Consider the following 19,911-nt stretch of genomic DNA (forward strand, 5'->3'; position numbering starts at 1 on the left):
TGACAAGCGGCCACGAGACGCCGGGCATGCGATCCGATGACCCCGCCCGGGCCCGGCGACCACGACCCGCGCGAACAAAGACGAACCACGACGAAACACGACGAACCAACGACTGTGAAGGATGTGAACCTGGTGCGCATCGCCTTTCTCATGGCGCCCGAGGGCGTGGAGGAGATCGAACTGACCGAGCCCTGGAAGGCCGTGCAAGGGGCGGGCTGGAACCCCCAGCTGGTCTCCACGCAAGCCGGCCGGATCCAGGCGTTCAACCACCTCGACAAGGCGGGCACCTACCCCGTCGACCACGTGCTCGCCGGTGACACGGCCGACGCGTTCGACGCGCTCGTGCTGCCGGGCGGGGTCGCCAATCCGGACGCCCTGCGCATGGACGAGCGGGCCGTCGGATTCATCCGGAGCTTCTTCGAGGCCGGCAAACCCGTCGCCGCGATCTGCCACGCTCCCTGGACGCTGGTGGAGGCCGATGTCGTGCGGGGCCGCACGCTGACCTCCTGGCCGAGCCTGGCCACCGACATCCGCAACGCGGGCGGCACCTGGGTGGACGAGAAGGTCAGCGTCTGCCACGAGGGCCCGGCCACCTTGGTCACCAGCCGCAAGCCGGACGACCTGGACGCCTTCTGCACGACCTTCGTCGCCGAGTTCGCCGGCGGGCAGGACAGCGGGCGGGACACCCCCTAGTGCTGTGACCGCCGCGCCGCGCGCATCCAGACACCTGCCCCAGCGCCCGACCGAAAGCAGAGGTTCGTGCAGTGACCCCTCGACCAGCCGGCCCCCCGGACGCCGTCGCTCCCGTGGAGGCCCTGGGGCCGCCCGTGGCGCCGGCCGGCCTGCTTCCCAAGGACCACACCCAGGCGATCCTGGAGACCACCAAGCACGTGGCGGCCCTGCTGAAGCGGTCGGGGCAGCCCTTCGCGCTCGCCGGCAGCGTGGCCGCGTTCGCCCACGGCCTGCCCGCCCGCTTCCAGCACGACACCGATTTCTGCGTCCGTCCCGAGGACGCCGACAAGGTGATCAAAGCTCTGGAGGACGGCGGGATCGCGATGCGGCGTGCCCCGGAGGACTGGCTGGTCAAGGGGCGCTCCGGCGGCGAGGAGATCGACCTGATCTTCGAGCTGGCCCGGCGCCCGGTGAGTACGGAGCTGCTGGAGCGGGCGACCGTGAAGGCGGTGGATTCGGTGTGGATGCCGGTGCTGGCCCCCACCGACCTGATGGACAGCAGGCTCTCCGCGCTGTGCGAACACTACTGCGACTTCGGCGACCTGCTGCCGATGGCCCGGATGCTGCGGGAGCAGATCGACTGGGAGCGCCTGGACCACGACCACCGCGGGACCCCGCTGCCCGATTCCTTCCTGTACCTCCTCGAACGGCTCCAGGTCATCGGCCCCCGCCCGGGCCGAACGGATTCGGAGGGCACGCCATGACCGACACCGAGATCATCGAGTACCGCATCGAGCACCTGCGCGACCGGTTGGCGCAGGAGGAGCTCGCGGAGCTCGGTGTGCGGATCGAGCTGCGCGGCGCACGGGTGGTGATCTGGGGAAGCGTCCCCGATCCGGAGTGCCGGTCCGTGCTGGAGCGCCTCGCCGGGGAGGAACTCGCCGACGTGCCCTGGCAGATCGACCTCACCGTCAGCCATGCGAACCCGCCCGACCATTGCGAGGAGTTGTCGTGATCCGCATCGCGGCCGTCGGTGACATCCACCTGGGCCCCGGCAGCGCCGGGTTGCTGCGGCCCGCCTTCGAGACCCTCGGCGACTGCGCCGACGTGCTGCTCCTGGCCGGCGACCTGACCCGCCACGGGACGGTCGAGGAGGCGCGGGTCGTGGCGGACGAAGTGGGCGCTCTGCCCGTGCCGGTGGTGGCCGTGCTCGGCAACCACGACTACCAGAGCGACCAGGAGAAGGCCGTGGCGCGGGAGCTCACGGCGGCCGGGGTGCACGTCCTGGAGGGCGACGGCGTACTGCTCGACATCGGCGGCACGAAGGTGGGTGTCGCCGGCACCAAGGGCTTTGGCGGCGGCTTCGCCGGGCGCAGCGCCAGCGAGTTCGGCGAACCGGAGATGAAGGCGTTCATCCGCTACACCCGGACCTGCGCCGAGGGCCTGGGCCGGGCCCTGCGCGAACTGCGCGACCAGGGCAGCGACCTGCGGATCGCCCTCACCCACTTCTCGCCCGTCCCGGACACCCTGGCGGGCGAGCCGCCGGAGATCTACCCGTTCCTCGGCAGCTACCTCCTCGCGGAGGCCATGGACGAGGCGGGCGCGGACCTCGCGGTCCACGGGCACGCGCACATGGGCACCGAACACGGCACGACGGCGGGCGGGGTCCGCGTGCGCAACGTCGCCATGCCCGTCATCGACCGGGCGTTCGCCGTGTACCACCTGTCCCCGGCCGGCGGGGACGGGAAGGCCGCACGGCCGACCTGAGAAGACGTGAGCCGGCCCCCACCCCGGCGGGGTGGGGGCCGGCTCACGCTCAGGCGCGGTCCAGCAGGGCGCTCAGCACCTCGTGCAGGACGGCCCGCGGATCGGCGACCGCCCCTTCCGTGCGCCACCCCACGAACCCGTCCGGGCGGACGAGGACGGCCCCGGCCGGGGTCGCGCCGTGCACCGCGGCCCAGTCGGCGCCCTCCTCCGGGGCCAGGTCCGCCGCGGGGCCGGCGCCGATCGCGTAGGCGTCCAGCCGGACACCGAGGTCCGCGGCCACGGAACGCGCCGCCTCGGCCCAGGGCGCGCCCTCGGAGGCCAGCAGTACGAAGGACCGCTCGTAGAGGTCCACCGTGGAGGTGCGGCCGCCCGGCCCGTGAAGCCACATGTGGGGCGCGCGCGTGCCGGGATCGCCGGTCAGCCGCATCCCGTCGGGCAGGACGGGCAGCTGCGGATCGGCGCCGAGGACGGCGCCCCGGCCGTAGCGGTAGCCCAGGACGACGGACAGGACCCCGCCCGCCCGTCCGCCACCGGGCTGGGCGGGGGCGGTGGCGGGATCGGGCTCGTAGCCCGGGTGGCTGTGCTCCACCGAGCGGGCCGAGGCGCGCTCGCTCGTCGCCCGGGCCACCGGCAGCCGCTCGGCCTCGTAGGTCTCCAGCAGACGCGGACCCGCCGAGCCGTCGATCACCGCGGCCAGCTTCCAGGCGAGGTTGTGCGCGTCCTGGATGCCGGTGTTGGAACCGAACGCGCCCGTAGGGGACATCTCGTGGGCGGAGTCCCCGGCGAGGAAGACCCGCCCGTCCCGGTACCGTTCCGCGACGCGCTCGGCGGCGTGCCAGGGGGCCTTCCCCAGGACCTCCACGTCGAGATCGGGCGCGCCCACGGCCCGGCGGATGTGCTCGACGCAGCGCTCGTCGGTGAAGTCCTCCAGGGTCTCGCCGCGGTCCGGGTGCCAGGGCGCGTGGAAGACCCAGCGCTCGGTGTTGTCCACGGGGAGCAGGGCCCCGTCCGCTTCGGGCTTGGTGAGGTAGCAGACGATGAAGCGCCGGTCGCCGACGACCTCCGCGAGCCCGCGGGAGCGGAAGGTGATGCTCACGTTGTGGAACAGGTCCCCGTGGCCGCTCTGCCCGATGCCGAGCTGTTCCCGTACGGGGCTGCGGGGCCCGTCGGCGGCGACCAGGTAGTCGGCGCGCACGGTGGTGTGCTCCCCGGTCTCCCGGTTCTTCATGATCGCGGTGACGCCGGTCTCGTCGGGGACGAAGGACAGGAGTTCGGTGGAGAACCGCAGGTCCGCTCCGAGGCCGGGCGTCACCGACATCAGCACCGGCTCGATGTCGTTCTGGCTGCACAGGCACCACGCGGACGGGCTGAACCGCGCCAGCGCTCCCCCGGGGTCGATCTCCTGGAACAGCCATTCCTGGTCCTCGCCGGTCAGCGAGCCGCCCTGCATGATGCCGTGGTTGTCCGCCAGGACCGCGGCGGCCTCCCGGATCCGGTCCTCCACACCGGCGACCCGGAACAGTTCCATGGTCCGTACGTTGATGCCGCGTCCGCGCGGGTGCACCGAGGTGCCCGCGTGCTTCTCGACCAGCATGTGTCTGATGCCGTGCCGGCCCAGAAAGAGCGAGGTGCACAGGCCCACCAGTGAGCCGCCCACGATGAGGACCGGGACGCGGTGGTCGACGTTTTCCTTCATGGCTCTTCCATGCCCTGTGCGAGGGGCGTTCGCTCGCGCGTTCACCCGCTTGCTTCTCTCCTGTCGCGCCGATGGCACTACCGGACCACGATCGTTCCGGGTGGCGCCGGCCAGGGCGACCGCGATGTCTCGAAGGAGTGTGAACGATGACGACCTTGTCGGAACGGATATCCCAGTCCGCCTTCGACGACGCGAGGCTTCGGGTCGTGCTGCTGCTTGACCTGTACGACGGGGCTCAGAATCAGTTCCTCGAGGTCTACGAGCACATGCGCCGGCAGGTGTCGTCCGTCCCCGGACACATCAGCGACGAGCTGTGCCAGTCCATCGAGAACCCCTCGCAGTGGCTCATCACCAGCGAGTGGGAGAGCGCGCCGCGCTTCCTGAGCTGGCTGAGCAGCGAGGAGCACGTCGCGATGGTCCAGCCCCTGCACGGCTGTGTGCGCGACACCCGCTCCCTGCGCTTCAGCGTGCTGCGCGAGACCGGCAAGACGCCGGTCTCGGGCGGGGCCCCGGCGGACGTGGCCACCACGTCCGTGCCGCGGCGGGGGGACGGCATCGTGCGCCACGCCCTCACCTTCACCGTCAAGCCGGGCAGCGAGGCCGTCGTCGCGCAACTGCTGGCCGGGTACACCTCCCCGCAGGCGCAGGTCGACGAGAAGACCCGGCTGCGCCGCACCTCCCTGTTCATGCACGGGAACCGTGTCGTGCGGACCGTCGAGGTCGAGGGCGACCTCCTGGACGCCCTGCGCCACGTGGCCGAACAGCCCGGGGTCCGGGCGCTGGAGGAGGCCGTCAACCCGTATCTGGAACAGGACCGGGACCTCGGCGATCCGGCCTCGGCCCGGCTGTTCTTCACCCGCGCCGCACTCCCCGCGGTGCACCACGTGGCGTCCGGCGGCGCGGATCCGCAGGACCTGCGGCGCCACGCCCTCATCTATCCCGCCAAGGACGGCTGCGGCATGGCGCTCGCACGGCTCCTCGCCCGCCAGGACGAGGCCGCCGTGGACGATCCGGCGACTCCGATCGAGGCCAGCACCGTCTTCCAGCGCGACGACATCGTGGTCCGGATGCTCGACGTGCGCGGCCCGCTGGACGCCCGGCCCGCCCTGACGCTGGGGGTCGAGGGCGGCCACAAGGCGGCCGTGCTCGCCCGGCTGCTGGACAGCGCCAAGGACGGCGTCCCCACGACCGACGAGGAGATCTCCCGTTTCCTCGCCCGCTCCGAAATGCGTCTGATCACCGACCGGCGTTCGCCGGCGCGAGTCTGAGGAGAGGTCCGTCATGACCGTTGCAGTGACGATGGAAGAGCTGGCCGCGCTGATGCACAAGGGCGCGGGCATCACGGTCGACCCGGCCGCGATGACGGCCCGCCCCGAAGCGGCCTTCGAGGAGTGGGGGCTCGACTCGCTGGGTCTGCTCGGCATCGTCGGGGAGCTGGAGAACCGGCACGGCCGCCCCCTGCCCCCCGACGCCGACCGGTGCAAGTCTCCGCAGGAGTTCCTGGACCTCGTCAACAGTGCGTTGATGACCGGCGCCTGACCGGTCGCACGTGCCCGACGCCTCGGGACCGGCCCACGGCCGGTCCCGAGGCGTCGTGGTGCGCGCCGGGCAAGGTCACCCGGGGACGGTGCACTCGAATGCGTGCAGGTACGCGTTGACGGGACGGATCTCGCGGAGCTCCAGCCCGGCCTGCGACATCCGGCTGACGAGGCTGTCCCGGGTGTGCTTCGCACCGCCCACGTTGAGCAGCAGCATCAGGTCCATGGCGGTGGTGAACTTCATCGACGGGGTGTCGTCCACCAGGTTCTCGATGACGACGACGCGGGCGCCGGGGCGGGCCGCCGCGATGACGTTCCGCAAGGTCCTGCAGGTGCTGTCGTCGTCCCACTCCAGGATGTTCTTGATGATGTACATGTCGGCCTCGACCGGGATGGCCTCACGGCAGTCCCCGGGGACGATGCGGGTCCGCCCGGCCAGCGGGCCGCCCTCGCGCAGGCGCGGGTCCGCCTTCGCCGCCACCCCCGGCAGGTCGAGCAGGACGCCCCGGACGTCCGGGTGCTTCTCCAGCAGACTGGCCAGTACGTGGCCCTGGCCGCCGCCGATGTCGGCGACGACGCGGACTGCGGTGAGGTCGAGCAGTTCCGCGACGTCCAGCGCCGACTGCGTGCTGGAGGTGGTCATGGCCTGGTTGAAGACGTGGGCCGACTCGTGCGCGTCCTGGTGGAGGTAGTCGAAGAAGCCCTTGCCGTACAGCTCCTGGAAAACGCTGCCGCCGGAGCGCACCGCGTCGTCGAGCCGCGGCCATGCCTGCCAGGTCCAGGGCTCCGTGCACCACAGGGAGATGTAGCGCAGGCTGTGCGGGTCGTCCTCGCGCAGCATCCGGGACATGTCGGTGTGGAGGAAACGGCCGTCCTCGGTCTGCGCGAAGACGCCGTAGCAGGAGAGGGCGCGCAGCAGGCGGTGCAGCGGCTGCGGCTCGGCCCCGACCGCCGCCGCGAGCTCGGCGGCGGTGGCGGGCGAGTCACCGAGCGCGTCGGCGACGCCGAGGCGGGCCGCGGCCCGGACGGCGGCGGCGATCGCGGCGCCGAAGACGATTTCGCGCAGCCGCATGGCCGACTGCGGGGCGGGCCCCGGGGCGACCGGGACGGTGGCGGGAACGGGAGCGGCGGTCGGGGTGGGGGTGGAAGCGGTCGGGGTGGGGGTGGGGGTGGGGCTTACCGTGGTCATGCGGGCTCGTTTCTCCTGGGGTAGGGGAACACCGGTCAGCACATCCCGGCGGGCTGGGAGGTCACGCACCGGTTGCCGGTGAAGGTGTTGCCGGAGCCCGTTCCCTGGTTGGCGAGGTCCGCCGGCTGGTTGCCCTGCACCTCGTTGTCCTTGATCACGTTGTCGGTGTTCCGGGCTCCCACGAAGCTCTTGAACAGCAGGATCCCGCCGGACAGCGGAGAGGCGCCGACGTTGCCGCGGACCGAGTTGTCCCGTACGACGGTCTCCTCGGCCCCGGTGAGGACGATGCCGGCGCCCTGGATGTCGGGGAGGCGGCTGTTGCCCTTGCAGAACTTGTTGTTCGTGTGGATGCGGTTGCCCCGGATGGTCATGGCTCCGGCTCCGGGCACGCCCTCGTCGCCGACCACGAAGATGCCGCCGCAGTTGCCGGTGAGGACGTTGTCGCTGACGGCGAGGTTGCGTACCCGCCTGACCGTCACTCCGATGCGGTTGCCGGTGAGCGTGTTGTGGCGGACCAGGGCGTGCCGGGTGTCGGTGGCGCCGCCCTCGCGGTCGATGGTGTTGGCGAGGAAGATGCCGGACTCCGCGTTGTCGCGGGCCCTGTTGAAACGGAACACGCCCCGGGTGGAGCGCTCCTGGGCGATGCCCCAGGTGCCGTTCTTCTCTGCGGTGACCTGTTCGACGGTCATCCGGTCGGTGCGCGAGGCCCAGATCCCGCTCTTGCGGAACCCCTTCACCGTCAGGGTCCGGATGTTGACCCGGTCGACCGTCCGGTCCGGTGCTCCTATGACGCAGATGCCGTTGCCGGCCTGTGCGCAGGGGTTCTCGGCGCGCGTGGGCGAGGCCGGCGGCGTGATCACGGTCTTGGGTCCCGACCCGCGCAGGGTCAGGGACTTCGTGATGTGCACGCTCTCGTAGTAGGTGCCGGCGAGGACGAAGATGCTGTCCCCCGGCCGTGCGGCGTCCACCGCTTCCTGGATCGATTCGCCCGGATGCACCGTGTGCCGGTCCGCGGCGGCGGACGGCGTTGCCGCGCCGAGGCCTGTGGCCACGACGACGGAGATGCATGCGAGGACCGTGAGCTGTCGGTTCGTCACGATGCCGAAGCTAGGGGCGATCCGGGCGCCCCGCCACACCGGCCGGGCGGATGGATACGCGCCGTCGGCAAACGGTCTCATTTCCAGGTCCGGACGGGTGGATGCCCGCGCGTCGCCTTGGCGGCCCTGACGCCGTGAGCGCCGCGGCGCCCCCGCCGAGCGGGCTCACCGCCGCCGCGGCGGCGGTGGCCGTGTTGCCCGGACGGGGCGCTCTGCATCCACGCCGCCCCCGGACGTTCCTGGTCTCGTCATACCGATGGCAAGTCCGGGCCGTCCGTCCGACCCCCGCTGTAGCCTGGAGACCGCCATCTCGCCGCCTGGGCGCGCATTGCCATGGGGGATGCTTTGGGGGATCCGGACCGCCGGCGCAAGACCGACCACCACCACGATTCCGGGGAAGGCGGCGCCCTGCCCTTTCCCGCGCAGCTGAGACGGCTCAGGGTCGAGCGCGGCCTGTCGCTGGCCGATCTGGCACGCCGCACGCACTACAGCAAGGGCTATCTCAGCAAGATCGAAACCGGCTCGAAGCGGGCCACCGCGGATGTCGCCCGTCGCTGCGACGAGGTGCTGGAGGCGGGCGGGGAACTGCTGCGGCTGGTCCGGGAGGCGGGTGCGGCCGTGCCCGCAGGAACGCCCGGGGCAGCGCACGACCGGGAGGCGGGCCAGGGTGTTCGCACCGGGCTCGGTCCGCGGTCGCAGGGCGAGTGCCCCTACCGCGGCCTGCCGGCCTTCACGACCCGGGACGCCGGCTGGTTCTTCGGCCGGGAAAGGGCCACCGCCGAGCTGGTCGAGCGGGTCTTCGATCGGATCGGCCACGGGCCACTGATGCTGGTCGCCCCCTCCGGGGCGGGGAAGTCCTCCCTGTTGAATGCCGGCTTCGTAGCGGCGCTGCGGCGCCCCGGCGGCTTTCCGATGCCGGGCGCCCAGACGTGGCCGGTGGTGCGGTTCACCCCCACGGCGCATCCGGTCGAGGAGCTGCTGGACTGCGCGGCGAAGGCCCTGGGGGGCGATCTCGGTATCGGAGCCCGGGAGTTGCGGGAGCGGCCGCGGGCGCTGCTCGAAGCGGTCGTCCGGCTGTGGGACGCCTCCCGGGCGAGGACCGCGGACCACGGCCCCGGGCCGGGGCGTGCCGCGGACCGCGACACCGGCCCGGCCGCGGGCCGGCACCGGGAGCCTGCCGCGGAGAACGACCGCGAGCCGCCTCCCGTGCGGCCGGTGCTGATCGTCGACCAGTTCGAGGAACTGTTCACCCTGTGCCCCGACGCGGGCGAGCGGCGCGCTTTCGTCCGGCTGCTCTCGGCCCTGTCCGCCTCCGTCCCCGGGGCCGGCCCGGACCCGGCCGTGGTGGTGCTCGGCGTACGGGCCGACTTCTCCGGGAAATGCCTGGACCTGCCGGAGCTGGCGCCGGTCTTCACAGCGGGGCTGTTCGTGCTGCCGCCGATGTCCCTGGCGGAGCTGCGGGAATCGATCACGCGCCCGGCGGAGCTCGCCGGTGCGGGCCTCGAAGCGGGCCTGGTGCCCCTACTGCTGCGTGATGCAGGCCTGCGCGAGGACTCCCCCGGTCACACGCCCACCGGAGTGCTGCCGCTGGTCTCCCACGCGCTGATGGCCACCTGGCAGCGCCGTACGGGATCCACGCTGACCGTCGCCGGGTACGAGCAGACCGGCGGGATCCAGGGCGCGATCGCGCGGACCGCCGAGACCGTGTTCGCCGGGCTGTACCCGGCGCAGCAGCGGACCGTCCGGCACGTCCTGGTGGGGCTGGTCCACGTCGCCGACGGGGCGGGGACGACGCGCCGCCGGATGGGCCGGCGCGCCCTGATGGAACGGCTGGCCGATCCGCAGCGGGCCGCGACGGCGCTCGACGCCTTCGTCCGGGCCCGGCTGGTCACCATGGACAGCGACACCGTCGAGATCACCCACGAGGCGCTGCTGCACGCCTGGCCCCGGCTGCGCGACTGGATCGAGGCCGACCGGGCCGGGCTCCTGATCCACCAGCAGCTCGCGCACGCCGCCGCCGAGTGGGAGCGCGAGGGCCGCGATCCGTCGGCCCTCTACCGCGGGACGCGGCTGGAGACCGCCCGTTCCTGGGCGCGGGACCTCGACGGCAGCGGCCGGCTGGGCCCCCGGGAGGAGGCGTTCCTGCGGGCCGGCCGGGCCGCCGAGGAGGCCCGGGAGCGCCAAGTCCGGCGCCAGGTGCGGCTTCGGCAGCGGATGCTGGCCACGCTCGTCGTCCTGCTGGTGCTGGCCGTGGGCGCCGGCGGGCTGGCGTACCAGCAGCGTGAGGGCGCCATCGGCCAGGAGCGCGTGGCGCGTTCGCGGGCGCTGGCCCTGCAGTCCGCCTCGCTCGCGGCGGGCCAGCCGGAGGGGTCGATGCTGCTGGCGGCGCAGGCATACGGGACGGAGCCGACCAGCGAGGCGCGCGGAGCCCTGCTGAGCACCCAGTCCCAGCCGTTCGTCGCCCGGCTCGGCGGACACGGCGGTGCGGTGAACGCGGTGGCCTTCGCACCGGACGGCGAGGTGCTGGCGACGGCCGGTTCGGACGGGACGGTGACCCTGCGGCGGGTGGCCGACCGCCGGACGACGGCGTCCTTCAGCATGCCGGGGCGGGTGCGCGCCGTCGCCTTCAGCCCGGACGGGCGCGTCCTGGCGGCCGCCTCCACGGACGGCCCGGCGCGGTTGTGGGACGTCGCCGGACACCGCACGGCGGCGGTCCTCGCTCCGGGGACCACCGGTTCGCGGGCCCTGGCCTTCGCCCCCGACGGCCGGACGCTGGCCGTGGGCGCCCCGGACGGGACGGTCGGGCTGTGGGAGGCCGGCGGGGACCACCGGGCCGTGGCGCTCCTCGCCGGCCATGCCGGGAGGGTCAACGCCCTGGCGTACGCGCCGGACGGCCGGACGCTGGTCTCGGCCGGCGCCGACCGGACCGTACGGCTGTGGGACCCGGTGGCCGCGGGCCCGTCGGCCGTCCTGGCCGGACACACCGACGAGGTCCTGGGGGCGGCGTTCGCCCCGGACGGCCGGTCGGTCGCCACCGGCGGCGCCGACCGGACCGTACGGCTGTGGGACGTGGCCGCCCGGCGGCCGGCCGCGACGCTGACGGGCCACAGCGACGACGTCAACGGCGTGGCCTACACACCGGACGGCACGACGGTCCTCAGCGCGGGCGGGGACGGCACCACCCGTCTGTGGGACGTGCGCTCCGGACGGCTGACGACCACGCTCGCCGGGCACACCGACTACGTGCTGGGGGTGGCGGTGGATCCCGCCGGCGCGCTGTTGGCCACGGCCGGTTTCGACCAGTCGGTGGTGCTGTGGGACCTGCGCGGGCGGGTGCTGACGTCGCGTCCGTTCACGGAGGTCTGGCACGCCGCGTACAGCCCCGACGGCCGGCTGCTGGCCGCAGCGGAGGCGGATCATGCGGTGCGGCTCTGGGACGTGGCCTCCGGCCGCGTCGTCGGCGCGCTGGCGGGGCACACGGAGACCGTCTTCTCGGTGGCCTTCGCCCCCGACGGGCGGACCTTGGCATCGGCCGGCTCGGACGGCACGGTACGGCTGTGGGACGTGGCGGCGCGCGCCCCGTCGGGCGCCCTCACCGGCCACGACGGAACTGTGTTCGCGGTGGCCTTCGCCCCCGACGGGCGGACTTTGGCCTCGGCCGGCTCGGACGGCACGGTACGGCTGTGGGACGTGGCGGGGCGCCGCCCGCTCGCCGTGCTCGCCGGGCACACGGACTTCGCGAACGACGTGGTGTTCAGCCCGGACGGGCGGACCCTGGCGAGCGCGGGCGACGATCTGACCGTACGGCTGTGGGACGTTGCCGGGCGGCTGCCGCTGGCCACGCTCACCGGGCATACGGGAGCGGTGCGCGGGGTCGCCTTCAGCCCGGACGGCCGGACGCTCGCCAGCAGCGGCAACGACGGGACCGTGCGTCTGTGGGATGCCCGCCGCCACCGCTTCGAGGCGGCACTGAGCGGCCACACCGGTTCCGCGCGGGGCATCGCCTTCTCCCCCGACGGCCGGACGCTCGCCAGCAGCGGCAACGACCGCACCGTGCGCCTGTGGGACGTGGCCGGGCGCCGGCCGGTGGCCGCGCTGAGCGGTCACACCAGCGCGGTGTGGGGGGTCGCCTTCGCCCCCGACGGACGCGCCGTGGCGAGCAGCAGTACCGACGGCACCGTACGGCTGTGGAGTCTGGACGTCGGCGCCCGGCTGGCGGAGGTCTGCCGCCTGTGGGAGACCTCCGGGCCGGGTCGGCGGCAGGCTCCGGCGCCGGGGCTGCGGCTCTCCCCCGCCCGGGCCTGCCCCCGCCGCTGACCCGGCCCACCCGACCTGCCCGGTGGGTGGTCCCGGGTTTCCCGTCGCCCGCACGGCGGACGGGTGCGCGCCGGGCCCTCCCGGGGGCGGGGCCCGAGCGACAGGCTGCCACCCACGGCACGACGAATCTCTCCTTCGGCGAGGGCACGGGCGTGGAGTCCGCGCCCGGGCGCCCAGAACTCCGTCTTCCGCGCCCACCGCTACTGCGCCGACCGGTTTGCGCGGCCGTGACAAAACCCTGGATTATTTCAGCCGAAGGCGTTGTGTGTACGCCGGATGACATTACCCCGGGCTTTTCCGGATACGCACATCCATGCGGCGCCGGCCGTGCTTCATGGCGGTCCGGGCTCCGGGGACGGCCGGGGCGTCGCCGGGGGCGGGCCACACCCCCGCCAAATGCTCTTAATGCTGCGGTCATTGTATGGCACCGATATCCGGCGTAGCGTTTTTGCGGAAAGAGACGGCGGGCCGAATTCAGACCCGACCCGCACCGGTTTCTTTTCCGCCCGCCGATCAGGAAGGCGTCATTCGACGTGTCCCATTCCCGCGCCCCCCTGCACCTGGCCGTCGCCCTCGACGGCGCGGGCCGGCACCCGGCCGCCTGGCGGGAGCCGGGCGCCCGGCCCGGGGAGCTGTTCACCGCCCGCCACTGGGCGGCGCTCGTCGCCGAGGCCGAGGCCGGGCTGATCGACTTCGTCACCTTCGAGGACGGTCTCGCCCTCCAGTCCGCCTCGCCCACCGGCCACGACGAGCGCACGGACCAGGTCCGAGGGCGGCTGGACGCGGTCCTCACCGCCGCCCGGGTCGCGCCGCTGACCCGTCACATCGGCCTGGTCCCGGCCGTGGCCGCCACCCACACCGAGCCCTTCCACATCTCCAAGGCGCTCGCCACCCTCGACCATGTGAGCCGTGGCCGGGCCGGCCTGCGGATCCAGGTGTCCGGACTCCCGCACGAGGCCCGGCACTTCGGCCGCCGCGCCGCCGAGATCCCCGCGGACGAGCTGTACGGGGAGGCCGCCGATCACGTCGAGGTGGTCCGGCGACTGTGGGACAGCTGGGAGGACGACGCCGAGATCCGCGACGTGGCCACCGGCCGCTTCGTCGACCGCGACAAGCTGCACCACATCGACTTCGAAGGGCGCCACTTCAAGGTCAGGGGCCCCTCGATCACCCCGCGCCCTCCGCAGGGCCAGCCGGTCGTCAGTGCCGCCGCGGCCGCCGGTGCGCCCGGTGGCGCCGCTCCGGCGTACGAGCTGATCGCCCGGTCCGCCGACGTCGGGTACCTGGCCGCGCCCACGGCCGACGGGACGCGCGCCGCCGTCGCCGCCGTCCGCCTGGCCCGGGAGAGAGCCGGCCTCGCGGCGGACCCGCTGCACCTCTTCGGCGACCTCACGGTCTTCCTGGACGAGGACACAGCGGCGGCCCGCGGGCGCCTGAAGCGGCTCGACGCGCTCGCCGGCCACCCGTACGACGGCGGCGGCACGGAGGTCTTCACCGGGACACCCGCCCAGCTGGCCGACCTGCTCCTGGAGCGCCGGGAGGCGGGCCTGTCGGGCTTCCGGCTGCACCCGGGCGTGCTCGCCCACGACCTGCCCGCCCTCACCCGGGGCCTGGTACCGCAACTGCAGCGGCGCGGGGCGTTCCGCCGCGCGTACGAGGCGGACACGCTGCGCGGACTGCTGGGTCTGGCCCGGCCCGCCGGCCGCTACGGCGCCCGCACCGCGCCCGACTCCGCCGCCTGACGCGGGCCCGGACCACCGGCTCGCCGGCGCACCGGCCTCGAGGACCTCAGGCCCCCGGGACCCCGGACCTTTCCGGAAGGACGACGAACCATGAGCACCAAGCCGCTCAAGCGGATCCATCTCGCGGCCCACTTCCCGGGCGTCAACAACACCACCGTGTGGAGCGACCCGGCGGCCGGCAGCCACATCGACTTCGATTCCTTCGTCCACTTCGCGCGGACCGCCGAGCGCGCCAAATTCGACTTCCTCTTCCTCGCCGAGGGGCTGCGCCTGCGCGAACAGGGCGGGCAGATCTACGACCTGGACGTCGTGGGCAGGCCCGACACCTTCACCGTGCTCGCCGCCCTGGCAGCCGTCACCGAGCGGCTCGGCCTGACCGGCACCATCAACTCCACTTTCAACGAGCCCTACGAGGTGGCACGCCAGTTCGCCACCCTCGACCACCTCTCCGCCGGCCGCGCCGCCTGGAACGTCGTCACCTCGTGGGACGCCTTCACCGGCGAGAACTTCCGGCGCGGCGGGTTCCTGCCCCGCGAGGACCGCTACTCCCGGGCCCGGGAGTTCCTGGCAGCCGCAACCGGGCTCTTCGACTCCTGGGACGGCACCGAGATCGCCGCCGACGCCGCGGCGGGCACCTTCCTGCGGGACGCCCGGGCCGGCGCCTTCGCCCACCGTGGCCGGCACTTCGACATCGAGGGCCGCTTCAACGTGCCGCGCAGCCCGCAGGGCAGGCCGGTGTTCTTCCAGGCGGGCGACTCCGACGAGGGCCGCGAGTTCGCCGCCTCCACCGCCGACGCCGTCTTCGGCCGGTACGGCACCCTCGACGAGGGCCGTGCCTTCTACGCGGACGTCAAGGGCCGGCTGGCCAAGTACGGCCGCCGACACGACGAGTTGAAGATCCTGCCCGCGGCCACCTTCGTGCTCGGCGACACCGATGCCGAGGCACACGAGAAGGCCCACGAGGTACGCCGCCTCCAGGTGAGCGGGCAGACCGCGATCAAGTACCTGGAGCACGTCTGGAACCGGGACCTGTCCGGCTACGACCCGGACGGGCCGCTGCCCGACATCGACCCCGCGGTCGGTGAGAACACCATCGCCCTCGGGCGGGCCGGCGTCCGGCAGTTCCACGACCCGCTGGAAACCGCCCGGCAGTGGCGCGACCTCGCCCGGGCCGGGAACCTGTCGATCCGCGAGCTCGTCATCGCCACGACCTCCCGTCAGACCTTCGTCGGATCCGCTGCAACCGTCGCCGGGGCGATCAACGACCTGGTGCAGGCGGACGCCGCCGACGGCTTCATCCTGGTCCCCCACATCACCCCGGGCGGCCTGGACGTCTTCGCCGACACCGTCGTCCCGCTGCTCCAGGAACGCGGGGTGTTCCGGACCGACTACGAGGGCACCACCCTGCGCGAGCACCTCGGACTCGCCGTGCCCGGCGCGCGGCCGGGCGCCCGGCAGGCCGCGGTCTCGTGAGCCACACCGTCCTGCGCCTCCAGGCGGAGCCCGGCGGGCTGACGGGCGCGGAGCACCGTGCCGCCCTGGAGCTCTTCCCGTCGCGGATCGCGCCGGTGCTGCGCCGCGAGACCCCCGATCCGGCTTTCCCCGACCAGTAAGGAGCCCGGAAATGTCCGGCATCCCCCTCGGGGTCCTCGACCTCGTCCCGGTGTCCTCCGGTTCCACGGCCGCCGAGGCCCTGCACCGCAGCATCGACCTCGCCCGGCAGACGGAGGCATTCGGCTACTCCCGCTACTGGTTCGCCGAGCACCACCTCAATCCGGGGGTCGCCGGGACCTCGCCGGCCGTGCTCCTGGCGCTGACGGCCTCGGCGACCACGCGGATCCGCATCGGTTCCGGAGCCGTGCAGCTCGGCCACCGCACCGCGCTGTCCACGGTCGAGGAGTTCGGCCTGATCGACGCGTTGCACCCCGGCCGCCTCGACCTGGGCCTGGGCCGCTCGGCGGGCCGCCCGCAGCCCCCCTCCGGGGAGCCCGCGCGGGCGCTCACCCCCGTCGTGGACGGTTACACGCCCGGCGGCCTGCGCATTCCGGCCCGGTTCTCCTTCGCCCACCTGCTCGGTCATCCGCGGGTCGCCCTCCAGCAGAAGCTGCTGAACCTTCCGGGTGCGCGGCCGCAGGAGTACGGCGAGCAGGTCGACGACGTGCTCGCGCTGCTGCGCGGCGAGTACCGCTCCCCGGAAGGGGTGGAGGCGCACGCGGTCCCCGGTGAGGGCGCCCGGGTGCAGGTGTGGATCCTGGGCAGCAGCGGCGGTGTCAGCGCGGAGACGGCCGGCCGGGGCGGCCTGCGCTTCGCGGCGAACTACCACGTCAGTCCGGCTTCGGTACTTCAGGCGGCCGACGGGTACCGGGCCGCCTTCAAGCCGTCGGCGGAGCTCGACCGGCCCTACCTGACGGTGTCCGCGGACGTGGTGGTGGCCGAGGACGACGCCACCGCGCGGGAGCTGGCCGCGGGTTACGCGCCGTGGGTGCGCAGCATCCGCACCGGTGAGGGAGCCATCCCCTTCCCCACCCCGGCACAGGCCCGCGCGCTGCCGTGGACGGACGCGGACCGGGATCTCGTGGCCGACCGGGTGGAGACGCAGTTCGTCGGTTCCGCCAGGACGGTGGCCGACCACCTGGAGCGCCTCCAGGAGGCCACCGCGGCGGACGAGCTGCTGATCACCACGATCACGCACGACCACGCGGACCGGGTGCGCTCCTACCGCCTCCTGGCCGAGGAGTGGCGGCGCCGCCAGGTGTGACGGAAGTCTGACGGGGTGCGGCCGGCCCTGGTGTGCGCGGGCCGGGGGTGGTCGAATCGTCGGGTGAGCATCGAAGAAGACGCCGACCCCGACGGCCGGGGGACCCCGGTCGGCCGCCGGCTGGTCCTGGGCATGCTCGGCCTGGGCGCAGCCGGGCTGGTCGCCGCCCCCTCCCTGCAACGCGGCTTCGAGGCCGTCACCGGCAGCGACCCGACGGGCCTGTCCGGGCTGCTGCCCAACGGCGGCGGATTCCGTTACTACTCGGTGGCCTCGTCCGTACCCGAGCGCGGTCCGCAGGACTACCGGCTGACCGTCGGCGGTCTCGTCGAGCGCCCCGCCTCCTACACCCTGGACGCCCTGCGTGCGCTCCCCCAGACCCGGGTGGTGCGGGACGTCCAGTGCGTGACGGGCTGGCGGGTGCCCGGCACGCCCTTCGAGGGGGTGCCGGTGAACCGGCTGCTGGAGGCGGCCGGGGTCCGGCCCGAGGCCCGGGCGATCCGCTTCGACTGCTTCGACGGCGCCTACACCGAGAGCCTCACCCTCCCGCAGGCCCGCCGGGACGACGTCCTGGTGGCGCTGCGGATGCGGGACAAGCCCCTGGGACACGGCCACGGCGGCCCGGTCCGGCTGTACGTCGCCCCGATGTACTTCTACAAGTCGGCGAAGTGGCTGTCGGGCATCACGCTCACCGAGGGCGTCGAGCCGGGCTACTGGGAGCGCCTCGGCTACGACGTCGACGCCTGGGTCGGCCGGTCGAACGGACGTGATGATGCGCCCACCGTCTGAGCGGCCCGGCAGGGTGCGCCGGTTCACCGCCGCGGAGCGGTGGATCCACCGGTCAACGGCGACACTGGCACTGGTGTGCCTGGCCTCGGCCGGCTGTCTGTACCTGCCACCCCTGGCGGAACTGGTGGGCCGCCGCCGCCTGGTGGTCACGGTGCACGAGTGGTCGGGGCTGCTGCTGCCCGCTCCCTTCCTGGCGGGTCTCGCCTCCGTCGCCTTCCGCGCCGACCTGCGGCGCCTGGGCCGCTTCGGGCCGCACGACAAGCAGTGGCTGCGGGCGGCCCTGCGCCGGGACCGCTGGTCGCGGCGGCCCGCCGGGAAATTCAACGCGGGCCAGAAGCTCTACGCGGGCTGGCTGGCCGGAGCCGTCCTGGTGATGCTGGGCACGGGGGTCCTGATGTGGTTCACGGGCTTGGCGCCGCTGGTGTGGCGTACCTCGGCGACTTTCGTGCACGACTGGCTGGCCCTGGCGCTGGCGGTCGTGCTGGCCGGGCACGTCGGGAAGGCCCTGGCGGACCCGGAGGCGCGGCGGGGAATGCGCACGGGGTCCGTGGAACGCCAGTGGGCCGAGCGTGAGCACCCGCTGTGGCGGCACGGGGACTGACGGGGCGGCACGGGACCGGCGGGACGGGACCGACGGGCCTGGCCGCCCCCCTACGGTCTGAGACCGGATACCACGTTCGCGGTGGCCGCGAAGCCCTCGTGCAGGGTGGCGGCCATGCTGCTGCTCGCGAGGTAGAAGCCGAGCAGCACGCAGACCAGGGCGTGGGAGAACTTGAGGCCGCCGCTGCGTACGAAGATCCAGGCGAGGATGAGGAGCAGGACGACCACGGAGAGGGAAATCACCATCGAAACCTCCTTGACTCGGCGTCATGGTGGCGCAGGCAGGGGTGCTTCCGGGCGAAAGCCGTGTCCGCCGTACGGGTGTTGACCGTCCGTGACCGCTCGTCAGTCCTTGACGCCCCCGTTCCCGTGGGCGGCGCGGCCGCACCAGCGCTCCGACAGCACCTGTTCGCGGCCCCGTGCGAGGGGGCCGGCCCCGCTCTCGGCGCGGTACTCCTCGACCGCCGTGACCAGGGCGGCCGTGGTGGTGCCGGCCGGCATCGCGGTCATCGCTCGCGGAACGGCCGGCGCGGGCGCAGCCCCAGGGCGCGGGCGGGACAGGCGCCGTGCGGCCGGCCGTCACCGACCGCGTGGGGGCGCCCGCGAGAGCGGATTCCCACCGGGCCCGACACGCCGCGTCAACTCCGCGAGACATTGCTCCACTTCCCCGCGGATGCCCAACACGGACGTCGCAGGGGGCTTGCCCGGCGCCGCCCGCACGTGCCATATATGTCTAGACCTTTACGAGGAAGCGGAGGTAGGCACCCCGTGCGACGCACCGCCCCGGCGCTCGCCCTCTGCCTGGCCCTGGCCGGCCCGGCGGCGTGCACCGCGCCCGACACCGAGCCCCCGCCGGCCCCCGCCGGCCTGACCGCACGGGCCGGCAGCGCCACCAGCGTGCACGTCATGTGGGAAGCGGCGGCGCAGCGCTCGGGGGTGACGGCCTACCAGGTCTTCGAAGGCGGCCGTCTGGTGCGCGAACTCCCGGCCGGCAAAACCATGGTGGACGTCACCGGTCTCACCCCGCAGACCGGCTATGCCTTCACCGTCCGCGCCGAGGACGCCGCCGGGAACCTCTCCGCGGCGGGCCCCGCCGTACGGGCCACCACCCCGGCGGCCGTGGCCGAGGACCGCCTGGCACCCAGCGCCCCGGCCGCCACCACCGGCGGGCCCACCGGGCCCCGGGCCGCCCGGGTCTCCTGGTCGCTCGCGACGGACGACACGGGCGTGACGGCGTACGACGTCTACCAGGGCGGCGTCCGCATCCACACCGCGGGCCCCGGCGAGAGCGACGCCGTACTGAGCGGCCTCCAGCCGGACACCGTCTACACCTTCACCGTGCGGGCCCGCGACGGCGCCGACAACTCCTCCCCCGACGGCCCGGCGGTGGACGTCACGACCCCGCCCTCCTCCGGCAGCGGACCGGGCACCGCGCCCGGCGCCTTCACGGCGAGCGCCTCCCCCGGCGCCGTCACCCTCGCCTGGTCCGCCCCGGACACCGGTCGCGAGACCAGCGAGTACCAGCTGTACGTCAACGGAAAGCCCACCACCGTCATCCAGTTCGGCGTCGGCGCGGTACCCGCCGGACGGGCCGAGCACCGGATCACGGTGACCGAACCGGCGGGCACGGTGTGGACGGTGAAACTGCGCGCACGGCTGCCGGACGGCAACTGGGGGTCCTTCTCCGCGGAGCGGACGGTCACCCTCGTCTCGTGAGATCTCACGGCGATCTGGCGCGAACGCCATTGC

General features: G+C 73.7%; 19 protein-coding genes. 14 read left to right on the forward strand and 5 right to left on the reverse strand.

All coding sequences use genetic code 11. The annotated features are described in order from the left end of the window. Positions 1–132 precede the first annotated feature (132 nt). The 4 genes from AMK16_RS22925 to AMK16_RS22940 all read left to right on the forward strand — a co-directional run bounded on the left by AMK16_RS22925 (position 133) and on the right by AMK16_RS22940 (position 2,439). Positions 133–693: a type 1 glutamine amidotransferase domain-containing protein gene (locus AMK16_RS22925; protein WP_073918929.1), complete on the forward strand. Its 561-nt coding sequence runs from the start codon at positions 133–135 to the stop codon at positions 691–693. A gap of 71 nt (positions 694–764) precedes the next feature. Next, entirely contained in the window at positions 765–1,436 is a 672-nt protein-coding gene (locus AMK16_RS22930; RefSeq protein ID WP_073918581.1) for a nucleotidyltransferase family protein, read from the forward strand. Next, on the forward strand, positions 1,433–1,687 hold the full coding sequence (locus AMK16_RS22935; protein ID WP_073918583.1) for a hypothetical protein: 255 nt from the start codon (positions 1,433–1,435) through the stop codon (positions 1,685–1,687). The genes AMK16_RS22930 and AMK16_RS22935 overlap by 4 nt, the downstream gene beginning before the upstream one ends. Continuing rightward, a complete protein-coding gene (locus AMK16_RS22940) occupies positions 1,684–2,439 on the forward strand; it encodes a metallophosphoesterase family protein (protein WP_073918584.1) in 756 nt (251 codons plus the stop codon). The genes AMK16_RS22935 and AMK16_RS22940 overlap by 4 nt, the downstream gene beginning before the upstream one ends. A 49-nt stretch (positions 2,440–2,488) precedes the next feature. On the opposite strand, the gene AMK16_RS22945 is transcribed toward AMK16_RS22940, so the two are convergent. After that, positions 2,489–4,135: an FAD-dependent oxidoreductase gene (locus tag AMK16_RS22945; protein WP_073918586.1), complete on the reverse strand. Its 1,647-nt coding sequence runs from the start codon at positions 4,133–4,135 to the stop codon at positions 2,489–2,491. A 146-nt stretch (positions 4,136–4,281) separates the two neighbouring features. On the opposite strand from AMK16_RS22945, the gene AMK16_RS22950 reads away from it, so the two are divergent. Both AMK16_RS22950 and AMK16_RS22955 read left to right on the forward strand, forming a co-directional pair. Then, positions 4,282–5,403: a SchA/CurD-like domain-containing protein gene (locus tag AMK16_RS22950; RefSeq protein ID WP_073918588.1), complete on the forward strand. Its 1,122-nt coding sequence runs from the start codon at positions 4,282–4,284 to the stop codon at positions 5,401–5,403. Positions 5,404–5,416: 13 nt separating this feature from the next. Further along, positions 5,417–5,674, forward strand: a complete 258-nt coding sequence (locus tag AMK16_RS22955) for an acyl carrier protein (RefSeq protein ID WP_073918589.1) — start codon at positions 5,417–5,419, stop codon at positions 5,672–5,674. A gap of 75 nt (positions 5,675–5,749) precedes the next feature. On the opposite strand, the gene AMK16_RS22960 is transcribed toward AMK16_RS22955, so the two are convergent. Beyond that, positions 5,750–6,862, reverse strand: a complete 1,113-nt coding sequence (locus AMK16_RS22960; RefSeq protein WP_073918591.1) for a methyltransferase — start codon at positions 6,860–6,862, stop codon at positions 5,750–5,752. A 35-nt stretch (positions 6,863–6,897) separates the two neighbouring features. Then, complete coding sequence (locus tag AMK16_RS22965; protein WP_073918593.1) at positions 6,898–7,959, reverse strand: right-handed parallel beta-helix repeat-containing protein; 1,062 nt, start codon at positions 7,957–7,959, stop codon at positions 6,898–6,900. A 345-nt stretch (positions 7,960–8,304) separates the two neighbouring features. On the opposite strand from AMK16_RS22965, the gene AMK16_RS22970 reads away from it, so the two are divergent. The 7 genes from AMK16_RS22970 to AMK16_RS22995 all read left to right on the forward strand — a co-directional run bounded on the left by AMK16_RS22970 (position 8,305) and on the right by AMK16_RS22995 (position 18,163). Next, positions 8,305–12,276, forward strand: coding sequence for an nSTAND1 domain-containing NTPase (locus tag AMK16_RS22970; protein WP_073918594.1), 3,972 nt, complete (start codon positions 8,305–8,307; stop codon positions 12,274–12,276). A 533-nt stretch (positions 12,277–12,809) separates the two neighbouring features. Continuing rightward, complete coding sequence (locus tag AMK16_RS22975) at positions 12,810–14,018, forward strand: LLM class flavin-dependent oxidoreductase (protein ID WP_073918596.1); 1,209 nt, start codon at positions 12,810–12,812, stop codon at positions 14,016–14,018. A 90-nt stretch (positions 14,019–14,108) separates the two neighbouring features. Further along, complete coding sequence (locus AMK16_RS22980) at positions 14,109–15,491, forward strand: NtaA/DmoA family FMN-dependent monooxygenase (RefSeq protein WP_073918597.1); 1,383 nt, start codon at positions 14,109–14,111, stop codon at positions 15,489–15,491. Continuing rightward, the gene (locus AMK16_RS35240; RefSeq protein WP_199885525.1) at positions 15,488–15,631 is read left to right on the forward strand and encodes a hypothetical protein; all 144 of its coding nucleotides are present in this window, start codon (positions 15,488–15,490) and stop codon (positions 15,629–15,631) included. Before AMK16_RS22980 ends, AMK16_RS35240 begins: the two co-directional genes overlap by 4 nt. 11 nt (positions 15,632–15,642) lie before the next feature. Further along, positions 15,643–16,776, forward strand: a complete 1,134-nt coding sequence (locus tag AMK16_RS22985; RefSeq protein WP_073918599.1) for an LLM class flavin-dependent oxidoreductase — start codon at positions 15,643–15,645, stop codon at positions 16,774–16,776. Between the two features lie 63 nt (positions 16,777–16,839). Further along, positions 16,840–17,562: a molybdopterin-dependent oxidoreductase gene (locus AMK16_RS22990; protein WP_073918601.1), complete on the forward strand. Its 723-nt coding sequence runs from the start codon at positions 16,840–16,842 to the stop codon at positions 17,560–17,562. Further along, positions 17,546–18,163 (forward strand): cytochrome b/b6 domain-containing protein, encoded by a 618-nt coding sequence (locus tag AMK16_RS22995; RefSeq protein ID WP_073918602.1) that lies wholly within the window; start codon positions 17,546–17,548, stop codon positions 18,161–18,163. Before AMK16_RS22990 ends, AMK16_RS22995 begins: the two co-directional genes overlap by 17 nt. 50 nt (positions 18,164–18,213) lie before the next feature. On the opposite strand, the gene AMK16_RS23000 is transcribed toward AMK16_RS22995, so the two are convergent. Together AMK16_RS23000 and AMK16_RS38335 are read right to left on the reverse strand one after the other, a co-directional pair. After that, positions 18,214–18,408: a hypothetical protein gene (locus AMK16_RS23000; protein ID WP_073918604.1), complete on the reverse strand. Its 195-nt coding sequence runs from the start codon at positions 18,406–18,408 to the stop codon at positions 18,214–18,216. A gap of 99 nt (positions 18,409–18,507) precedes the next feature. Further along, positions 18,508–18,672: a hypothetical protein gene (locus AMK16_RS38335; protein ID WP_158071234.1), complete on the reverse strand. Its 165-nt coding sequence runs from the start codon at positions 18,670–18,672 to the stop codon at positions 18,508–18,510. 258 nt (positions 18,673–18,930) lie between these two features. On the opposite strand from AMK16_RS38335, the gene AMK16_RS23005 reads away from it, so the two are divergent. Further along, positions 18,931–19,878 carry a fibronectin type III domain-containing protein gene (locus tag AMK16_RS23005; RefSeq protein WP_242438849.1) on the forward strand — a complete coding sequence of 316 codons (948 nt, stop codon included), beginning with the start codon at positions 18,931–18,933 and terminating at the stop codon, positions 19,876–19,878. Positions 19,879–19,911: the final 33 nt, after the last annotated feature.

It is taken from the genome of Streptomyces sp. CB00455 (genome assembly GCF_001905445.1).
In the GTDB taxonomy this organism is placed as follows: domain Bacteria; phylum Actinomycetota; class Actinomycetes; order Streptomycetales; family Streptomycetaceae; genus Streptomyces.